Consider the following 17487-nt stretch of genomic DNA (forward strand, 5'->3'; position numbering starts at 1 on the left):
AAGAATCAAAAACAGAAACCCAAAAATCTCTCTTAGCTGACCTTAAACTTACCTGTACTTGTCTGGAGGGTCTGGGCGGTAGCTAGTAATTGATGAATTGACTGAGTCAATTGTTCTGATTTATGCGATGTTTGGTTAGCAATTTCGGTCGCTTCAGTCACACTGACAGCCACTTCTTTGAAGTCAGTAGCCTGCTGATGGGTAGTTTGAGTGATTCCTTGGATTAGATCACTGATCTGACCGGTCGCTTCTACAATCGCTGTTAGGTTTTGGCGAGCGTCTCTGACCAGATTGGTTCCAGTAGCTACCTGCTGAATACCGTTTTCCATTGCCGTCGACACTTCTGCTGTATTGACTTGAATCTCCTGAACCAGTTGCTCAATTTCAGTAGCTGCCTCTGCAGATTGGCGGGCAAGAGAGCGTACTTCGTCAGCAACGACGGCAAATCCTCGCCCATACTTACCGGCCCTGGTAGCTTCAATAGAGGCATTAAGCGCCAGTAACTGGGTTTGAGTGGTGAAATGACTAATCAGGCTAACGATTTTAGAGACTTTTTGCGATGACTCACTCAGTTGCTTAATGCGTTGGTTGGTATCGGCCACCGTAGAGCGAATAGCCATAATACCGTCCACCGTATGGTTCATGGCTGTATCACCGACCTGTACAGTCTGATTTGCCTGTTGGACAGCAACCTCTACTCGCTGGGCGTCATTGACAACGGTCTCAGTAAAGTTCATCATCTCCTGTACCCGCATTAGCGCTCGCTCAAGTGAGGTTGCTTGCTGTTGGGCTTCTGTATTTAAGGAGCTGACAGATGCTTCGCTAAGTTGAGAGGTTTGCCCAAGTTGGGCAGCAGCTTGTTGTACTTCTAGAACAATTTTTTGGAGACTTTGCAGCGTATTGTTGTAGGCACTGGCAACGGTGCCTACTTCAGTATCTGTGACAGGGGCACGTACAGTCAGATCGCCTTCTAAAGCTGGGCGTACGTCCGTCAATAGTTGCATAACCTGCTGCTGTAACTTTTCTTTGGATTGCTTTTCTCGTGTTGCGGTTGCCTCTAACGCAATATTTTTCTCCTGTAGTTGTTCTAGATAATCAGCCTGCTGTAGCGCTAAATTGAACTGAGTTCCAATCCGATGAACAAACTCTACTTCGATGTCTTGCCATTCGCGAGGCCCTTGACATTGATGAATGGCAAATAAGCCCCAAAGCACATCGCCTTTGAGTAAGGGAACGACTAAGCTGGCCCGGACCTGTAGGTCAGCCAGTAGATCGACTAAGCAATTGGGTAGATCCAGGGTTTTAACATCATTAACCACCCAATAGCGGCCTTTTTGATAGTTTTCTGCCTGACCTTCAGCAAAGCAATGATCTTGTATCTTGGCGGCCATCGCAGATCGTACCCCTGGAGCAACGTCTTCTACAACAAACTCACCGACACTATAGTTAGTTGTTGGATCAAATTGGTACATTCCCACTCGATCAGCCTGAAGCATTTCACGAATGTCACGGGCTACTGTTTTCAGGGTTGGAGGTAAATTGGTTGTTTTGCGGAGACGATCAATAATCTTACTGATCAGTTGTTCCTGCTGGGTTGTAAGAGCCAGGCGCTTTAAGTAATCTGCTTGCTGCATAGCAGTCCCTACCTGTAGGCCAATTTGTTTGAGGGCATTAACTTCAGCTTCAGCCCACGAACGTGGTTTTTCATTTTGATACGCACTCAGCACACCCCAGAGTTGATTTTTCTTAAAGATGGGCACTGTCATATAGGCATTAATGCCAAATTCCTCCAACATGTCAATTTCTGATGGCGCATGATCAGCGGCATAGATATTATTGACAACCAGGCTGGATTGATTGCGGTAGGGACCTCCTTGTGTTTTCTGCAAATTGTGCTTTGGCCAAATTGCATGCAGACGCTCCTTTAAATCTGCATTGCTCTGACTATGGATACTCGATTCACAGAGAAGTTCAGAACTCCAGTCAGGATTGAATCGATGGAAGGCGACGCGATTGCATTTCAGTAACTGCCGTGCTGTTCGCTGTGTCACCTTTAAGATTTGCTCAGTTTCTTGTGCTTGCAAGATTTGCGGAATAATATCGGACACTGCACGACCAATTTGAGCCGCTTTAGTCATCTGAGCCGATTGCTCTTGCAACTGGGCAACATAATCAGCCCCTTTCAGACTCGCCTCCATTTCGCGGCTGATGTCTTGTAAAGCTTTGACATCACTTTCCAGCCAATGGCGAGGTCCACTATGTTGAAAGGCACTTAATAGCCCCCAAAGTTTACCTCCCTGTCTAATGGCCACAATCAAGAAGGATTTAACGCCAAAGTGCTCTAAAGTCTGAATATGACATTCACTTAATCCAGCGGTATAGATGTCATCTGCTAGAAACGGTTGCTCAGTGTTGCGGAATCGTCCACCATGATTCTCTTGAACGTAGCTATCTTCCCAAGCGCTTCCTACCAATGATGGCCACCCACCGGTACCAGATTCATAGATAAAATCACCAAAATAGTCTGGGCGAAATTTGTAAATGCAGACGCGCTCTACATTAAGAAGATTACGAGCCTCTTGCACCGCTGTTTGATAAATCTTCTCAGTATAGGCCGTGTTGCTAATTTTATTGATGATGTCAGGTAAGGCCTCCTGATTTGTGGATGCTCTGGCCATTTCTTCCACAAGTTCTGTCCGATGTAGGCTAATCCCGACAAGATTACCAAGTTGAGTCAGTAGTTTGACGTCGTTGTCATCCCAATATCGAGCACCACTATGTTGATAGGCTCCCAACAAACCCCACAGTTTCTGTCCCTGATAAATGGCTACAATGGCACAGGCTTTTATGTCAAAATCGGTTAAATTCTCAACATGACAAAGGGTGAGCGTTGGATCCTTTTGGACATAGCTAACAACAAATGGGTCAGATTGCCGAAAGATTCCTCCCTCATGCTTTTGTAGATGGCTATCTGCTAAAACAACATCGAGCATCGAGGCTACTTGCCCCACTTTTGATTCGAAGACAAATTGAAAACTATAGTCTTGACGAAACTGACAAATGGCAACGCGATCTACATTTAGGAGCTTTCTAGCATCTCGAGTGACACTCCGAAAGATGGTTTCTTGATCGGATGCTTGACGGAGTTTATCGCTCAGACTAAAGATCAATTGCCGTTCGGATTGAAACCGCAATGGTTGAAGCTTGAGGATAAGTTCAGTACCGACTTGATAGAGTAGAGCAATTTCAGAATCCGTCCATTGACGAGGTCTTGTACACGTTTGAACGACCAACAAGCCCCATAGCTGATTTTCTAAAAAGAGGGGTAGGCCAAGACTAGCCTGGACCTGAAGGCGTTGAAAAAGTTGGGCTTGGTAAGGTGTGATGGCTTCTTCTGCAATATTATTAATCTTGATAACAGCCTGTTGTTGATAGTGCTGAGTAGTAGTTTCACCAAAGGATAAGGCGGCTAGTAGCTCCCCTAAAACTGGACTATAGCCAGAAGTGAGGGATTCGGCAATAACGGTACCATGAGTAGCCGATTGAAATTGATAGATAAGGGCTCGGTCTACAGCAATCTGTTTACGTAGTTCGGTAACAGTAATTTGATAAAGGTTTTCCAGGTTACTGGCTTGGGCCATGGTGTTCGCGATCGCAAATGGCCGTCTACCCTGACAAGGAGCAAATGGTACAGAATCCATAGCCAAGGACAGAGGTGTTGTCGTTTCAGGCAATCGTTCTAGAACATCCTCATCTGGAGTGATCTCCTCCAGAGTTAGGTCCTGATCAGGGAATATCAACTCAGGAGACATCAGGTCAACCTTCTCAAGGGAGAGATCTAGATCAAGACTAGACTCTAAATCTTTAGAGTGTTTATCTGGGTGGGTATTTGCAGCATTTGACATAGGAAAACTCAGTAAACTTACAATGCTTTAAAGCAGCTATAGATAGGCTCAGACCGTTGGTTTCGCGAAGAGATACTTACCTAAGGAGGGGCCTGATACATATGCTCAATAATGGCTACAGTATCGAGAATAACGCCTTGGTGATTAGCAAGGCAGCCCGTCACATAGGGAGCCAAAGTTGGGGCACACAGATCTGTTTTCGGACAAATTGACTGAGGCTCAATCAGCTCTATATCATCCACCTGTTCTACGACTAATCCGATAGCTTTTGGGGCTCTTTGCACCACAATAACCATAGCTTGTTCAAGCAACGGAGCTTGATGCCACAAGGGACGATTGCCGACTAATGCGTTGAGATCAATAAGCCAGAGAATCTCACCGCGCCAGTTGCATACCCCCAACATAGAATTCGATACTTCAGGAATGGGCAAAATGTCTAAGGTCTTTAACTGCTGGACTTCTGCAATAGCCCGTAGCGACAATAATGTTCTATGTTCTTCTAAAAGCTTAAACCGTAGAAAACGTTGACGAGTATCTTCAGGAATTGGGTCTAATCCCAATGGATCAATTTGAGCTAGTTGTTCCTGCAAAGGAGACTGTAGTGTGTTCATGCTGGAGGTATATCTAGGATTTCTACCTAACTCATCACTTGTTGCAGTGTGACCGCCAGCTGTTGCTGATCAATCGGTTTACTTAAATAAGCATCAGCTCCTAACATTGAGCCCCAAAGCTTATCAGCTTTTGTACTTTTTGTTGAGCAGATGACAACGGGAATATTTTGCGTTTGCTCGTTGGTCTTGAGATCGCGACAGAATTCGAAACCACTTTGCCCTGGAAGAACAATATCCAAGAAAACCATATCAGGTAACTTAGTTTGGACCTCCAGTAGGGCCTCTTCACTACTTTTCACACCTACAACCGTTATCCCTGACTGCTGGAGATAATGGGTGAGATGTTCTCTATCCGTCAAACTATCTTCTACAATTAAAGCTGTTACCATAGAACCTCTCAAACTAGTGGGTAGATTTGCGTATCAAAGGAATTTGCAAACTAAATGTTCTATATCAAATCTTAGATATTCTGCTATCAGACTGAAGGAGAAAGCTGAGACTGTTGTTGAAAAGTGGGTGCTGTATTTTTATTGTTTTGCATATATTTCTTGAGTACTTTTAATACTCGCGTCTGTCTAATCGGTTTCCCCATAAAACCAGAGGCACCTACAACTTTGGCACGTACCCGATCCGAAATACCATCATTGTTGGTAACAATGACGATCGGAATATCTCGAAACGCAGAAATTCGCCGAATCTGAGCACACAGTTCATACCCATTGGCAATGGGCATGACTAAATCTAAAAAGATTAACTCAGGTTTGACTTCTAAAAGCTGTGGTAACGCTTGTAAGGGATCTGCAATATTCACATAGCGATACCCAGCAGTTTGAACAATTTGTCCCATGGCCTGGCTATCTGCAGGGCTATCATCAATGTAGAGTACCGTGGGACTATTCCCAGATGGCTTGACCGATGAATTCAATGAAACCTCATGGGAAGAAGTATTTGTAGTCTGGCGTGAAACACCGACAGTTTGATAAGCGGAGGAAGAGCCATGGGCAGAGGCCGCCTGATCATCCAGCTTATCAATGGCAACCATGCGAATAAAATTATTGCGTATGTGGGGCAAGATAGATAGCGTCAAAGGGGTCAAAGGTTGTTTAACCCTTAATTCTAAATCTCGGAGTGTTTGTTGACCATCAAGCAAACCTGTTAAAGCTCGAAATGTGGCTGATGATGTATGTTCTTGTAATTTTTGAGGTTGTTTGATCGTAGGAGCTTGATTAGGCAAAATATCAATTAAGTTTGCCTGTTTCCACATCTTCCAGTCCTGTTGTGCTTGTTCCCATACTGGAAGATGTTGCAGACTAATGCATGGGAATTTGGCTGCATCTCGAGGACTTGTTTGGTACACTAGTAGCTTTCTAGATGTTTGAAAATGTAGAGTTCCCTGCTGCACAATATCGAATAAAATTTCTGAAATACAGCCTGCGGCAAGCTCAGAAAAACGCTCTCTGCTGAATTGTTTCCGCATCACTAATCTGGCTAGTTCATTGTAGGTTAGGTCCACACCAGAGTCTTGCTTAATTAATTCTGGACAATGCTTTAAAAGATGCCTATGCCAACGACGTTGGGCATGGGTGCGCGTATTAGCCCAAACTATTTGTCCAGCTAAAAAGTATAGAAGCCATGGAGCCATCGTCGCAGCCTTAATCGACAAAATTCCAGTGAACTGACATTTTCTGTAATGCTTAATTGTTTTATCTAGATCGACGATGACTGGCATGCATGACATATGCTTATAATACTCAATGCTGAAACAGATTTAGTAATTATTCTGCGCAGGAGACTTCCCCTAAAGGCATCAGAGATTACACGGATCTGTTGGAAATCCTTATGTTCCGTCCATTCACGGATTGAGAGATGAGAGAATTTATCCTAAGCTAATTACGCGCTGTGCTTAGGTGAATGGGACAACTATGCATCAGTCTCAAGACCTCTTTCCATAGCCTGGGGACAATGCTATGACAAAAATGCAGCTATCTAGCTTGGTTGACAAGTTATTAATTTGTCATGATCTAAGCAAAGTAGTTGCGCCATAATAAGAACGTCAGGAGGTCACATACTAAAGACAGCAAAGGACTTATTCCCATGCATGGCATCGCCCCTTTCGCTTGTTTTGATTGCCACACCACATTTAAACGCCCAGGTAAATTTCCAGGGTTTATTCGGCTATGCCCCCACTGTGGTCATACCGCTTATCAAATGGGTGTTAAGTTTCATTCACCCAGCAGATCAAACCAGGCTCTGTGGGACGTCGTTACTTACCTTGCAGAACATGGCTTCTACTATCAAGATATCCATAATCTCCATGGCTATATCTGGGAGCAGATTAGATATCCGAATAATCTGATTGAAGCCCAAGAGTTTGTAAAGCATTTTTGCGATCAAGCTATTCAGACGCTTCCTGAAGAAACATCTAGCACTACAAAACAGCCTGAAAGGTTATTGTCCTTGAAACAATAGACTCTCTTCAATGCTTAGGGTATCAACTTAAGTTGAGAAATCTTGGTTAGGTGGAGCATCAGACTTCGACATGAATGGTTTGGTTGAACTCACCATCGAATCCTCACCGTCAAAGTCTTAGCCGAACGTAATCAGGAGTCAGTAGCAAGGAACTTACTGACTCCTAACTTTTGGCCCCTGTCTTCTTTGGGAGAACGTTCTGTAAATAAATCAAGCTGTCACAATATCCTCCTTGGCTGCCCACTGGCTAATGTTGCTATGACTAATGGCCGCAGACATTAAATCAGGGAACTGATCAGGAGTACAGGCAAATGTTGGGACTCCTAAACGCGCAAATTTTGCTGCATTGCGATGATCAAAACATGGAGCACCCTCGTCGCTTAAAGCTAAGAGGGTAATCATTTGAACGCCTGATGCAACCAAGGATGCCACACGCTTAATCATGGCGTCATTGTTGCCACCTTCATACAGGTCACTGATCAATACCAAAATAGTCTCCTGTGGCTGTCGCACATGGCTCTGACAGTAGGAAAGGGCCTGGTTGATATCTGTGCCACCACCTAGCTGAGTGCCAAAGAGAACATCAACCGGGTCCTGCAATAACTCGGTTAAATCGACTACTGCTGTGTCAAATACCACTAGCTGGGTTCTCACTGCAGGAATAGATGCTAATACAGCGGCAAAAATACTGGCATAGACTACAGAAGGAGCCATCGACCCACTTTGATCAACGCACAGAATAATACTTTTGAGGGCAGACCGTTTACGGCCAAAGCCAATGAGCCGCTCAGGAACGATGGTGGAATACTCTGGCTGATAATGTTGCAAGTTAGCTCGAATGGTGCGATGCCAATCGATTTCGCTATGGCGAGGACGGTTGTTGCGCTGGCTGCGGTTAAGGCTACCCATTACCGCTTGCTGCATGGGATTCTGCAACTTCTGCATCAGCTCATCGACAACTTTACGCACCACTAAACGGGCTGTTTCTTTAGTTTTCTCTGGAATCACTCCATTCAGCGCCATTAGGTTAGCCACCAAATGCACATCCGCTTCAACCGCTGACAACATTTCTGGCTCCAGCAGCATTTGATGCAGGTTCAATCGCTCTAACGCATCCTGCTGCATCACCCGCACCACTGAGCTAGGGAAATATTGCCGAATATCCCCGAGCCAGCGGGCTACTTTAGGGGCAGAACCGCCTAGTCCACCTCGGCGTTCTTGTTTGTCATCATAGAGAGCGGCGAGGGCCTGATCCATAGCCATATCACCACTGCCTAAGTGCGGCCCTCCTTCACCGTCAGCACTGCAGATACCATCAGCATCTCCACCGCCGAGGATCAATCGCCAACGTCTGAGCCGTTCTGTTTTATCTGTGTCTTGAGAGTTACTGACCATGGGGTTGCGATTATAGTTGCAGACCTAGAAGCTGGGCGATGAGGGGCAGAGTTGATTCAGCACGCTCTGTGTCAAAATCTGTGACTGTAGTGACTTGCGTTTGTTGGCAGCCCGCAGTCCGCACCCGTTCTCCCATTTGTCGTCGTTCAGGTGATGAGAAACCTGTAAAGGTGCGACGCAACAGTGGTAATAGGGCAGTGAACTGCTCATTGGTTAAGCTAGTCACCCAGTCATCTAGGACTTGCCAAATGATGTCGTCGTGGAGCAACAACAAGCCACTACCTTGTAAAAAGCCTTCAACCCAAGCGGCAGCCTGTGGCGGCTCATTCGCTAGGGAAAGGGCTAGGCCCATGCGCTGAGCAGCCTTTTCTGGTTCTAGGCTGCCTTCGTCGAGGAGCAAGCGGCAGCAGCGTCCGGCGATGAGACCGTGGAGCGATTGTTGATCGCATAGCACTAACAACACTGCCGACCATGCCCTGCCATGGTGCCCATTTTGCAGTAGTTTAATCGCGCTATTTGTCTGATTAATCGCCTTCAGCATGGCCGCTGCCGCATCATCATCTAAAGACGCACAGGCTCCCGGTAAACCAATGCAGATCCGTGCCACTAATCCATCTACCACTTGGGCTACGATCGTCCCATCTGTCTGGCGCACATCACGATAACGCAACACATTTGCCAACGGTGGTAGTGCTGCCATCAAGTGGGCTATATCGCTGGACACTGCTGCCATTGCCTGCAGTTGACTCAGCAAATAGGTGACAGCATCGGGCAGTGTGGCCAGCAGTACGTTATCTAGCAAATTAGTTAACGATGGCAAATCAGGGGCGATATCTACCCGATACTTGGCATAGGTCTGGGCCGCTGCTCCGATGGTGTTGCCCCAACGTCCCGATTCAATTACCGCAAGGCTGAGCTCGGGTTGCCAACGTAGTTGCCAGGCTTCTTTAAAGGTGCCCTTACCGCTGGTGGTTTGGGGTTGGCCCCATGGAATATCTAGCAGGCTCAAACGGTGTAGCAGATGGGAACGTTCTAGATCTATGTCTTTACGTAAATCTAGGGTGAGAAGGCGTTCATTGGCTTCTGGTTTGAGTCGCAAGCGTTTTTGTAAGCGCTGTAGGTCTTGCTGCAGCGGAATTAATGGTGTTTCTGCTGGAATCCGCCCTAGCCGCTCACTGACAATCAGCTTTTGGTGAATCAGCTGCATGGGCGTTGCATCACCAAAACAAAGTACGGTCTGGGTGGCTTCATTCAGTTCATCCAGACCCGGCATCGCAGACTCTCTCATCGCAGCCAGGGCCTCCGCCAATCGTACTGCCTCAATCACACTGGCAGAAGAAGCATCAATATCTTCCTGGCGTAATAATCTTGCTACCTGGGTCATCCAACCAATGGCTATTTTTTGAGGGCGGGACGACTGCCAAAGATGGTCGTACCAACCGGGAGAGTGAATACCAGCCCCATAGCCAGTAGCGCTGGATAATCTTCCATAGGTCCAGGGAATCCAGGTGGCCTTTACCTTGAGCTTGGGTAGCCCTTTAAGTAAGGCATTATCGTGCTTTTGAGCTGGTAAGGGCTCACATAAAGCCGGACTATGCCAGGCACCACAAATCACTGCGATTGTCTCAAATCCTTCTTTTTTTGCCTGACGAATCGTGCGGCGCATATAGGCTTCTCGCTGTGCTTCTCGATGATCTCGCGGATTTTCAAGATCTGATGGGTGGGTTTGCTCAATTTCTTGCCGCAGTGTCGACATTGCTTCCAAAATTGCCTCAAAAATCTCGGTATTATCCTGACGCTGCTCCACCATATGTTCCCACCAGCGTTCGCTGTCACTGTAGCCTGCTGCTTCAGCTAACCAAGCTAACGGGTCTGCTGGAATTGATCGAACAGGAGCTTGGGAATTGGGAGAACCATCAGACTGACCCTTTGCTTCTAATGCTCTGTCTGACTCTTCATTCTTTGCCTCTTCACTTCTTTCTCCTTCACTTTTTGCATTAGGCTGCTGTTGCGCTAGCCGCTCCGCTATCTGATGTGTCTGGGGCAAATCCATAAAGCGTACGGGAATATTCTGCTTTAGCCCGTACTGGATAGCTTGCCACTCAGGTGAAAACACTGCAAAGGGATAGTAGGCGGCTTGTTCTGACTGTTCAGGGGCATAGATTAGTAGGGCAACAGGCGGTTGCATGTCCTCATGGGCAAGGAGAGCAAGAGCGTCGTTTCCTTCGGGGGGGCCTTCTACGAGAACGATGTCGGGTTGAAGGGTGTGGAGTGATTTTAAAAGACTTCTGGCAGAGCCTGGACCGTGGTGACGAATGCCAAAAATGTGGATGCTCATAATGATTTAAGCCAACTCCCGGCAAGCGCGATAAATATCCATCCATCCATCTCTCTCTTTCACCACGGTTTCTAAATACTCTTTCCAGACCACGGCATCCTGTACAGGGTCTTTTACGACTGCGCCTTGTATGCCTGCTGCTAAATCTTCGGCATCGAGGCTGCCGTTGCCAAAGTGAGCGGCTAAGGCCATACCACTATTCACAACAGAAATTGCCTCCGCTGTACTCAAGGTGCCACTGGGAGACTTCAGTTTAGTCTTTCCATCTTCGGTTACTCCATTACGCAGCTCTCGGAAGATGGTAACGATCCGTCGAATTTCATTGAGAGCAGGTGCTTCAGTCGGTAACTCTAACGCTTTTCCTAGACTCTCCACACGGGTTTGTACAATTTGAATTTCTTCTTCTACCTGGCTAGGTACGGGCAGAATTACTGTATTAAAGCGTCGTTTGAGGGCACTGGAGAGTTCATTTACCCCTTTATCCCGATTATTGGCGGTGGCAATAACGTTAAATCCTTTTTGGGCTTGTACCTCTTCCCCCAGTTCAGCGATGGGCAATGTCTTTTCTGATAAGACTGTAATTAATGTATCTTGCACATCTGCTGGAATCCTGGTGAGTTCTTCTACGCGGGTGATTTTGCCAGTTGCCATGGCGTTCATCAGCGGGCTTTGTATAATGGCATCCATGGAAGGTCCTTTGGCTAGCAACTGGGCGTAGTTCCAGCCGTAGCGAATGGCTTCTTCGCTGGTACCTGCTGTGCCCTGGATCAGTAGGGTGGAGTCTCCGGCAATGGCAGCGGCTAGGTGTTCGGACACCCAGGATTTGCCAGTTCCAGGAATGCCATAAAGGAGCAGAGCGCGATCGGTGGCAAGTGTGGCGATCGCAACCTCCATCAGCCGTCGACTGCCCACATACTTAGCGGAAATCTCCGCTCCGCTATCCAGCGTTCCACCCATTAGATAGGTGGCCACTGCCCAGGGCGACAGCTGCCAATTAGGCGGTCGTTGTCGGTCATCAGCGTCAGCCAGGGCTGCTAGTTCATTGGCAAACTGTTCCTCTGCGTGTTGCCGCAGAATAGTTTCTGCTGTATCTGACTTGGAGGTTTTATGCTTAGCGGACTGAGCTGTTGATTTTGTTGCTGGCATGGGAGGGTTAGATAAAAAGTGGAGAATAGAAGGTAAAGAGTAGAGTTGCCATAGGATGACTTTTCCCCTCTTGGGAGGGGTGTAAGTGGGGTTGGTTAACCGCTGGGCTTAAATGCCTGATGCATTTCGTATCGAAAATGCATATGTTCGTGAAATTCATCCAATGCGCTTTTTATCCAATAAAACCGACTGTCGTTTTCAGGCATCTGAGTTAAGGGCTCAGCAATGGCTGGGGTTAAATCGGGATGTAGAACAATGGCTATTTCTTTTAATAAGTAATGCAATCCATAGTTGTTGCGATCGCTATTATTAGCTAGCGTGAGAATTTTCTCTAACACCAGCTGACTGAACTCTAAACTCCACGTCTGAGAACATCTAGACACTTGATGTAGCCAATGGATGATGTCATCTTTTTGGCTGGGTATTTTCTCCCTTAAGGCTGTTTCCTGCTGCTCGATCGTTAATAATGTCAACAGGTCTGACAACAACCGTTCATCGATCTGTTGCAGGTCAAACTCCTTAACTAGGGCATTGGCCCAGGTCGTATTTTGTTGGCGTAGGGCGGCGACGCCCCATCCTTTGAGCAGCATGTCTTGCCATTGGTGTTCTTTAATGGCGTAGGCAATGGCGGCTGGTTTTCCATGCCAATGGTGCAGGGATACACTGGTGAGCATCTGATATAGCCAACTCGCTTTTTCTCCCAGCCCAGCTACTGTTTTGGATGTGATTCCATCCTCTTCCCACACCGGTTCAAATGTTTTCGGGAGAGTCACCTTGATAGTTAATTCTGAAGTACTGGCTTGAAGCGATATAAACTGACTGACTCGTTCGGCCATGCGCTGACATAGGTGAGACTCTGGCAGTTTTACCAGTAGCCCAACGGTCTGTTGGCGTACAGCTTGGGCGCGATCGCAACGTGCTTTTTCTAAAAAAGGTTCATCGGCTATGGATAAATTGCAGGCCAGGGAAGAGATTAAGGCTGCTCGATCCTTGGCTAACTCTGAGGACCACACAGCTTCTAGCGCTTCTCTAGCTGCATCAGCATCTGTCTCGCGCCACTGTTGTAAAAATAAAGCCCGCTCACTACGGCTACCCTCGCGCCAAGCGGCTGAATCTGCATGGAACTCAGTCATTCTTTGGGCTGAGCCATATTCCCAGGCTGAGTTTTGGCTGGCCAACCATTGACCTCGCTTACCAATAACGGCTGTAATCTGCGGACGAAGTTCTGATCGTTGTCGCCCAAAATGGAGGAGTTTAGGCAACAACTGTTCTGGGACACGCTGTTGAGACTGCGTGAGTAGCCTCAACAATTCCGGCATGATGGCTGGATGTTCGGCCAAGATAGTATTTAAATGTCTGGCGGTTTGAGCAGAACAGCAGGGTAAATCTTCATCAGCACAGGGGTCTAGTAATGCCCAATCTACCGTTATCGGTAGTTGCCCCACCTGTTGATAAAGAGCTATAGCACCAGCTGCTGACAAGATAGAGCGCTCAGGCTGTTGCCAATTGAGTTGACCCAGGGCCGTCGTCAGTGTACCTACCGTTTTAGGAGGATTAGGAGACTGACGATCGGTGCCGATTAAGGCGGTGTTTAAGAGGGTTTTCCAGTATTCCATTGTCAGTCTCCTAATGGGTGAAATTGCTGCCCAGACCAAAGACTGAGGGGCAGAAATGTGCTGCCATTCCACTCGCCAAAGACCGTTAGCGGATAGCCACCGCTTAAGGCCAATAACTCCCACCCGCGTTGAAACCCGGGTGCAATGGGGAGAACTTTCCTGGCTGCATCTCGTAACCACCAGCTATCTTCTCTGGGGAGAGGCCAAACCTGGGCCAGGGTTAGGGGAAATCTCTCTAGCCAGGGATTTTGACTGAGGCTGTGGGCATAGTGACCGATGGCAGCTGCAATGGTGTTTCCAGTGGGCGGTGGTACTTGGGCGGTGGTGTTTTCCCGCAGGTCTATAAAAGCACGCTGTAGCCCAGTTCCTGGATAAAAAATTAAGTTACCGCTGAAACTGCTGCCTGGTATCAGGCTGACATCCAGTGGCTGTCGCCCATGGGCAAAGTTCAGCACGAGGGCAGATTTTTGATTCTCAGAACCCCACAGCCAGGTACGCTGCATTTGCAACTTGTCTTCTTCAATCACAACTTTGCCCAGAATTTGCCAGGTGTCAGCAACACAGTCCACCAGCGGATCCGCTTTTTCCACCCGCAGCCGCAAGTCATCTTGGGTTTGGGGCCAGCCAATTTGCGATCGCACCTCCGCCTGCATGGCGGGTGTCAAACTATCTAATCTGCCATAACTCTCCACCAGCAGATGCAACTGCCCCAGTGCCGTTAGCATGCGCTCGGGCCAACCTTGGCCTGAATGGGGAATGCTACCTAGACTGCGTACTCGTCGGGCTAATCCTGGTGCTTGAGCATCCACTAATCGGGCTGCCGCCTGATCCCAAAAGCTATAGGGCTGGTTTGGCCAAGCCGCCAGACCCTGGCGAATAATATCCGCCAACCACTGAGTTAAGTCCTCTAGTCCAGCTTCAATTTTTGCCGCTCTTTTTTCGGCTCGCTTAGCCTGGGCTGCTGGGTCCGCCGCCGCTTTCTTGTGCTTAATTTGCTGACGGTTTGCTGTTTGAGCGCGTTTTTCTAACCACTCAGTTACCCAATCGGGGGGAGGATCGTTGCCAAACGCTTCAAGCTGCTCTACCAGGAGCAGAAACAAACCCAATGCATGTTTACAAGGAAACTTGCGGCTAGGACAACTGCAGCGAAAGGCCGGTTCGCTCAGGTCAATCTGAGTGCGATAGGGCTTTTTACCACTGCCCTTGCACTCACCCCACACAGCCTGCCCCGCATGACCCAGCAACTGCCACTTGGACACATTGGCCAGGGATTTCCCTCGCTTTGTGGAACCCGCATCTGGCGACAGTGCCAGCACTTGCTCAGATGTCCATGTTCCAGCCATACTGCCGCTACTGCCTCACCAGACTGCAATTGTACTAGTTCGAATGTACTTGTTGAGCCAATATTACTGAAAAAAAGTATGCCCATCCAATTAACCACAGCAGTCGATAAAGAGTTAGCTGACAGCCTGCTAACTATGAAGTTTACTAATCCATTGCCTCAGTCAGGGACTGTCAGACCTTTTTACTCTCCAATGCCCACTGGCAAGATCGATAGACAACTAATAACCAATACCTAATAATCAGGAACTTCAGCCAATTAAGTTATATTTCTCAGTCGGTTTTCAGGTTGAGTGCGTATTAATTGAAGTGACCCTTAGTTCACTGTGCGATGAAACGCTCAATTCTGCTTCCTCTAGCCCTTGCTAGCACAATGTTGTTGGCTAGCTGTGCCACATCCACTACTACATCTACAACGGCTCCAGCGGGCACCGAACAGGCTGCAGCACCCACCTATGCCGTATTTGCTGAAGATAATGTTGCGATTCGTGGAGCCGATCCCGTGGCTTACTTTACTGAGGGTGACTATACGCCGGGTAGTGAAGAATTTACCCATGATTGGGAAGGTGCAACCTGGCAGTTTGCGTCAGCAGAGAACCGCGATCTGTTTGCCGCTAACCCTGAGGAATATGCCCCCCAGTATGGTGGTTTCTGCGCCTATGCCGTCAGCCAGGGTAGCACTGCCCCCATTGAACCCACAGCCTGGAAGATTGTCGATGGCAAACTATATCTGAACTACAACGATAAGATTCAACAGCGTTGGGCCCAAGATATTCCTGGTTACATTGCCAAAGCTGATACCAATTGGCCTGGTGTGCTAGCGAATTAAGGCTGCTTCGACTTCGCCCAGCTAGTTACTGATACCCTGTTGACTTCGGCTTCGCTCAGCCAATGGGGTATCAGCTAGCCAATGTATTCAAATGTGAATGGTACACTGGCGTCGCCTGAGACTGTAGGATTTCAGGTGAGCTTGTTCAATTGAGATACCTGTGAATTCTTTGAGTCAGAAACAGTCTGCAATCCAAACCTGGGTACTGCCCGTTGCCACCATTACGCTGTTTCTGTGTCTCAAGTTTTTATTTATCCGCAATATGGGCTCGGTCAATGAGTTACATCATTTGCCCATGGCTCGTCATTTTGCAGACCCCACCTGGCTGGCAAACGATATTTACTACAGTGAGCCATCCGGTTATCGGCTGCTGTTTCAACTTATATTTGGTCACCTCACAGCGACGGTTGGATTTTTAGCCACATCCATCATTGGACGGATTCTGGGCTATCTTGCCCTAGCGATTGGCCTGTGGACCCTAGCACGCAGTTTGGGGATTCGTTTGCTAACCCTGCTGGTGGCCATTGGTCTGTTTGTTTATGTGCGTAGGCCCCAGGGGGTAATCGCTGGGGAGTGGTTACTAGGGAGCATTGAACCTAAGATTTTTGCCTATAGCGCTATTTTTATGGCACTGTCGGCCATGTTTTCCGGTCGATATTTGCGCATGGTGGCGTTGTTAGGGATTGCTGCATCATTCCATGCGTTGGTGGGTGGCTGGGCATCCATTGCTATTTTGTTGTGGCTGTTATGGCGTCAGCCCAAGGTTTTGCTGGATGGCCGCCGTTGGTTGGCGGCAGTTCCCATTTATCTGGTGACGGGGATCTTTGCCTGGATAGCTGTTTTCACCCAGTTGCTAAGACCGGTTGAAGGGGGGGGAGTCTCTCCGTCCTATATCTATTCTTTTTTGCGTAACCCCCATCATGTGAACCCCTTTGCCTGGCCCCAGGATGAGTGGTTATATTTGCTGGCTTATTTGCTGGTTTTTACAGGCTGTGTTGTTTATGTTTTGAGATCGCACCCCAAACAAACACCGCAAGACGAGACCATCGCCAAGCATCGTGCAGACTTTGTGTGCTTTATTCTGTGTACGCTCATCTTGTTTGGCGCGGGTCTATTAGTGGCTCCGTTTGATAGCAATGGCCAAATTCTGCAATATTACCCGTTTCGTGTTGGCGACTTGATGCTGGCGTTAGGCACGGGTTTCTTTTTGGCGTTGGCTCTAGAACAGCTGTTGTTTCGGTATCCCATGGGTGCGATCGCAATTACTTTGGTAATTCTCTTTGGCTTTGGTGTTGAGGCCACCCGGTTTTATGACAAAGGCATGGCTTTGCAAACCTTTCCTAGTAAAGCCCAAGGCGTAAATCCCGAAATGATTGCCACGGCTAACTGGCTTAAACAACATGTTCCCGATGGTGACGTTGTTGTCTCATCTCCGGTTGATCTGAGTGCTTTACCCTGGCTTTCTGACCATCCATCAGTCGCTAAGTTTCGATTTGTACCCAGTGCTTCATCTGCAGATGTTGATGCCTGGTTTACCCGCATTACGGATCTAGGTGGCGGTATCGACCTGCTGAGTTATGTCGACCTGCGTAAAGATACTCGCCGTCTTATCCGCAATGATCTGACTGCAGCCTACAACAACTTAGATGCCACCCAAATAAAGGCCCTGATGGACAAGTACAAAGGCCAGTATGCTGTCACGAATGCTGAACATCTTGTCGATTTACCAGTGGTGTATGAAAATCCTCGCTATCGGGTATATGCGAGCAAGTAAACCATCATCACTACCTTTTAGGCCGAGGAGGAAAACCTTCCTCCCCGATCCATGTTTACTAAT

Annotated in this window: 12 protein-coding genes; 3 read left to right on the forward strand and 9 right to left on the reverse strand. The window is 47.8% G+C overall.

The features are described 5' to 3' along the window. Nucleotides 1-32: 32 nt before the first annotated feature. The 4 genes from U2F10_RS30735 to U2F10_RS30750 all read right to left on the reverse strand — a co-directional run bounded on the left by U2F10_RS30735 (nucleotide 33) and on the right by U2F10_RS30750 (nucleotide 6158). Complete coding sequence (locus U2F10_RS30735) at nucleotides 33-3905, reverse strand: GAF domain-containing protein (protein WP_499874170.1); 3873 nt, start codon at nucleotides 3903-3905, stop codon at nucleotides 33-35. Between the two features lie 80 nt (nucleotides 3906-3985). Beyond that, the gene (locus U2F10_RS30740; protein ID WP_499874171.1) at nucleotides 3986-4516 is read right to left on the reverse strand and encodes a chemotaxis protein CheW; all 531 of its coding nucleotides are present in this window, start codon (nucleotides 4514-4516) and stop codon (nucleotides 3986-3988) included. A gap of 26 nt (nucleotides 4517-4542) precedes the next feature. Beyond that, entirely contained in the window at nucleotides 4543-4905 is a 363-nt protein-coding gene (locus U2F10_RS30745) for a response regulator transcription factor (RefSeq protein WP_006517848.1), read from the reverse strand. Between the two features lie 86 nt (nucleotides 4906-4991). Next, nucleotides 4992-6158, reverse strand: a complete 1167-nt coding sequence (locus U2F10_RS30750) for a response regulator (protein ID WP_250565990.1) — start codon at nucleotides 6156-6158, stop codon at nucleotides 4992-4994. A 452-nt stretch (nucleotides 6159-6610) separates the two neighbouring features. On the opposite strand from U2F10_RS30750, the gene U2F10_RS30755 reads away from it, so the two are divergent. Next, nucleotides 6611-6985 (forward strand): zinc ribbon-containing protein, encoded by a 375-nt coding sequence (locus U2F10_RS30755; protein ID WP_163702779.1) that lies wholly within the window; start codon nucleotides 6611-6613, stop codon nucleotides 6983-6985. A 210-nt stretch (nucleotides 6986-7195) separates the two neighbouring features. Here U2F10_RS30755 and U2F10_RS30760 read toward each other — a convergent pair whose 3' ends face one another. From U2F10_RS30760 to U2F10_RS30780, 5 genes are all read right to left on the reverse strand, one after another. Next, nucleotides 7196-8380, reverse strand: coding sequence for a VWA domain-containing protein (locus U2F10_RS30760; protein WP_163667020.1), 1185 nt, complete (start codon nucleotides 8378-8380; stop codon nucleotides 7196-7198). Nucleotides 8381-8390: 10 nt separating this feature from the next. Continuing rightward, a complete protein-coding gene (locus U2F10_RS30765; RefSeq protein WP_499874172.1) occupies nucleotides 8391-10718 on the reverse strand; it encodes a DUF5682 family protein in 2328 nt (775 codons plus the stop codon). 6 nt (nucleotides 10719-10724) lie between these two features. Next, the gene (locus tag U2F10_RS30770) at nucleotides 10725-11864 is read right to left on the reverse strand and encodes an ATP-binding protein (protein ID WP_499874173.1); all 1140 of its coding nucleotides are present in this window, start codon (nucleotides 11862-11864) and stop codon (nucleotides 10725-10727) included. Nucleotides 11865-11959: 95 nt separating this feature from the next. Then, nucleotides 11960-13480: a DUF5691 domain-containing protein gene (locus U2F10_RS30775; RefSeq protein WP_499868625.1), complete on the reverse strand. Its 1521-nt coding sequence runs from the start codon at nucleotides 13478-13480 to the stop codon at nucleotides 11960-11962. A gap of 2 nt (nucleotides 13481-13482) precedes the next feature. After that, on the reverse strand, nucleotides 13483-14823 hold the full coding sequence (locus U2F10_RS30780) for an SWIM zinc finger family protein (RefSeq protein WP_499868626.1): 1341 nt from the start codon (nucleotides 14821-14823) through the stop codon (nucleotides 13483-13485). A 329-nt stretch (nucleotides 14824-15152) separates the two neighbouring features. Here U2F10_RS30780 and U2F10_RS30785 point away from each other — a divergent pair, with 329 nt between their 5' ends. Both U2F10_RS30785 and U2F10_RS30790 read left to right on the forward strand, forming a co-directional pair. After that, nucleotides 15153-15650, forward strand: coding sequence for a YHS domain-containing (seleno)protein (locus U2F10_RS30785; RefSeq protein ID WP_163702775.1), 498 nt, complete (start codon nucleotides 15153-15155; stop codon nucleotides 15648-15650). A 160-nt stretch (nucleotides 15651-15810) separates the two neighbouring features. After that, the gene (locus U2F10_RS30790) at nucleotides 15811-17424 is read left to right on the forward strand and encodes a hypothetical protein (protein WP_499874174.1); all 1614 of its coding nucleotides are present in this window, start codon (nucleotides 15811-15813) and stop codon (nucleotides 17422-17424) included. Nucleotides 17425-17487 lie beyond the last annotated feature (63 nt).

It is taken from the genome of Leptothoe sp. EHU-05/26/07-4, from assembly GCF_043421015.1.
Lineage (GTDB): Bacteria > Cyanobacteriota > Cyanobacteriia > Phormidesmidales > Phormidesmidaceae > Leptothoe > Leptothoe turfae.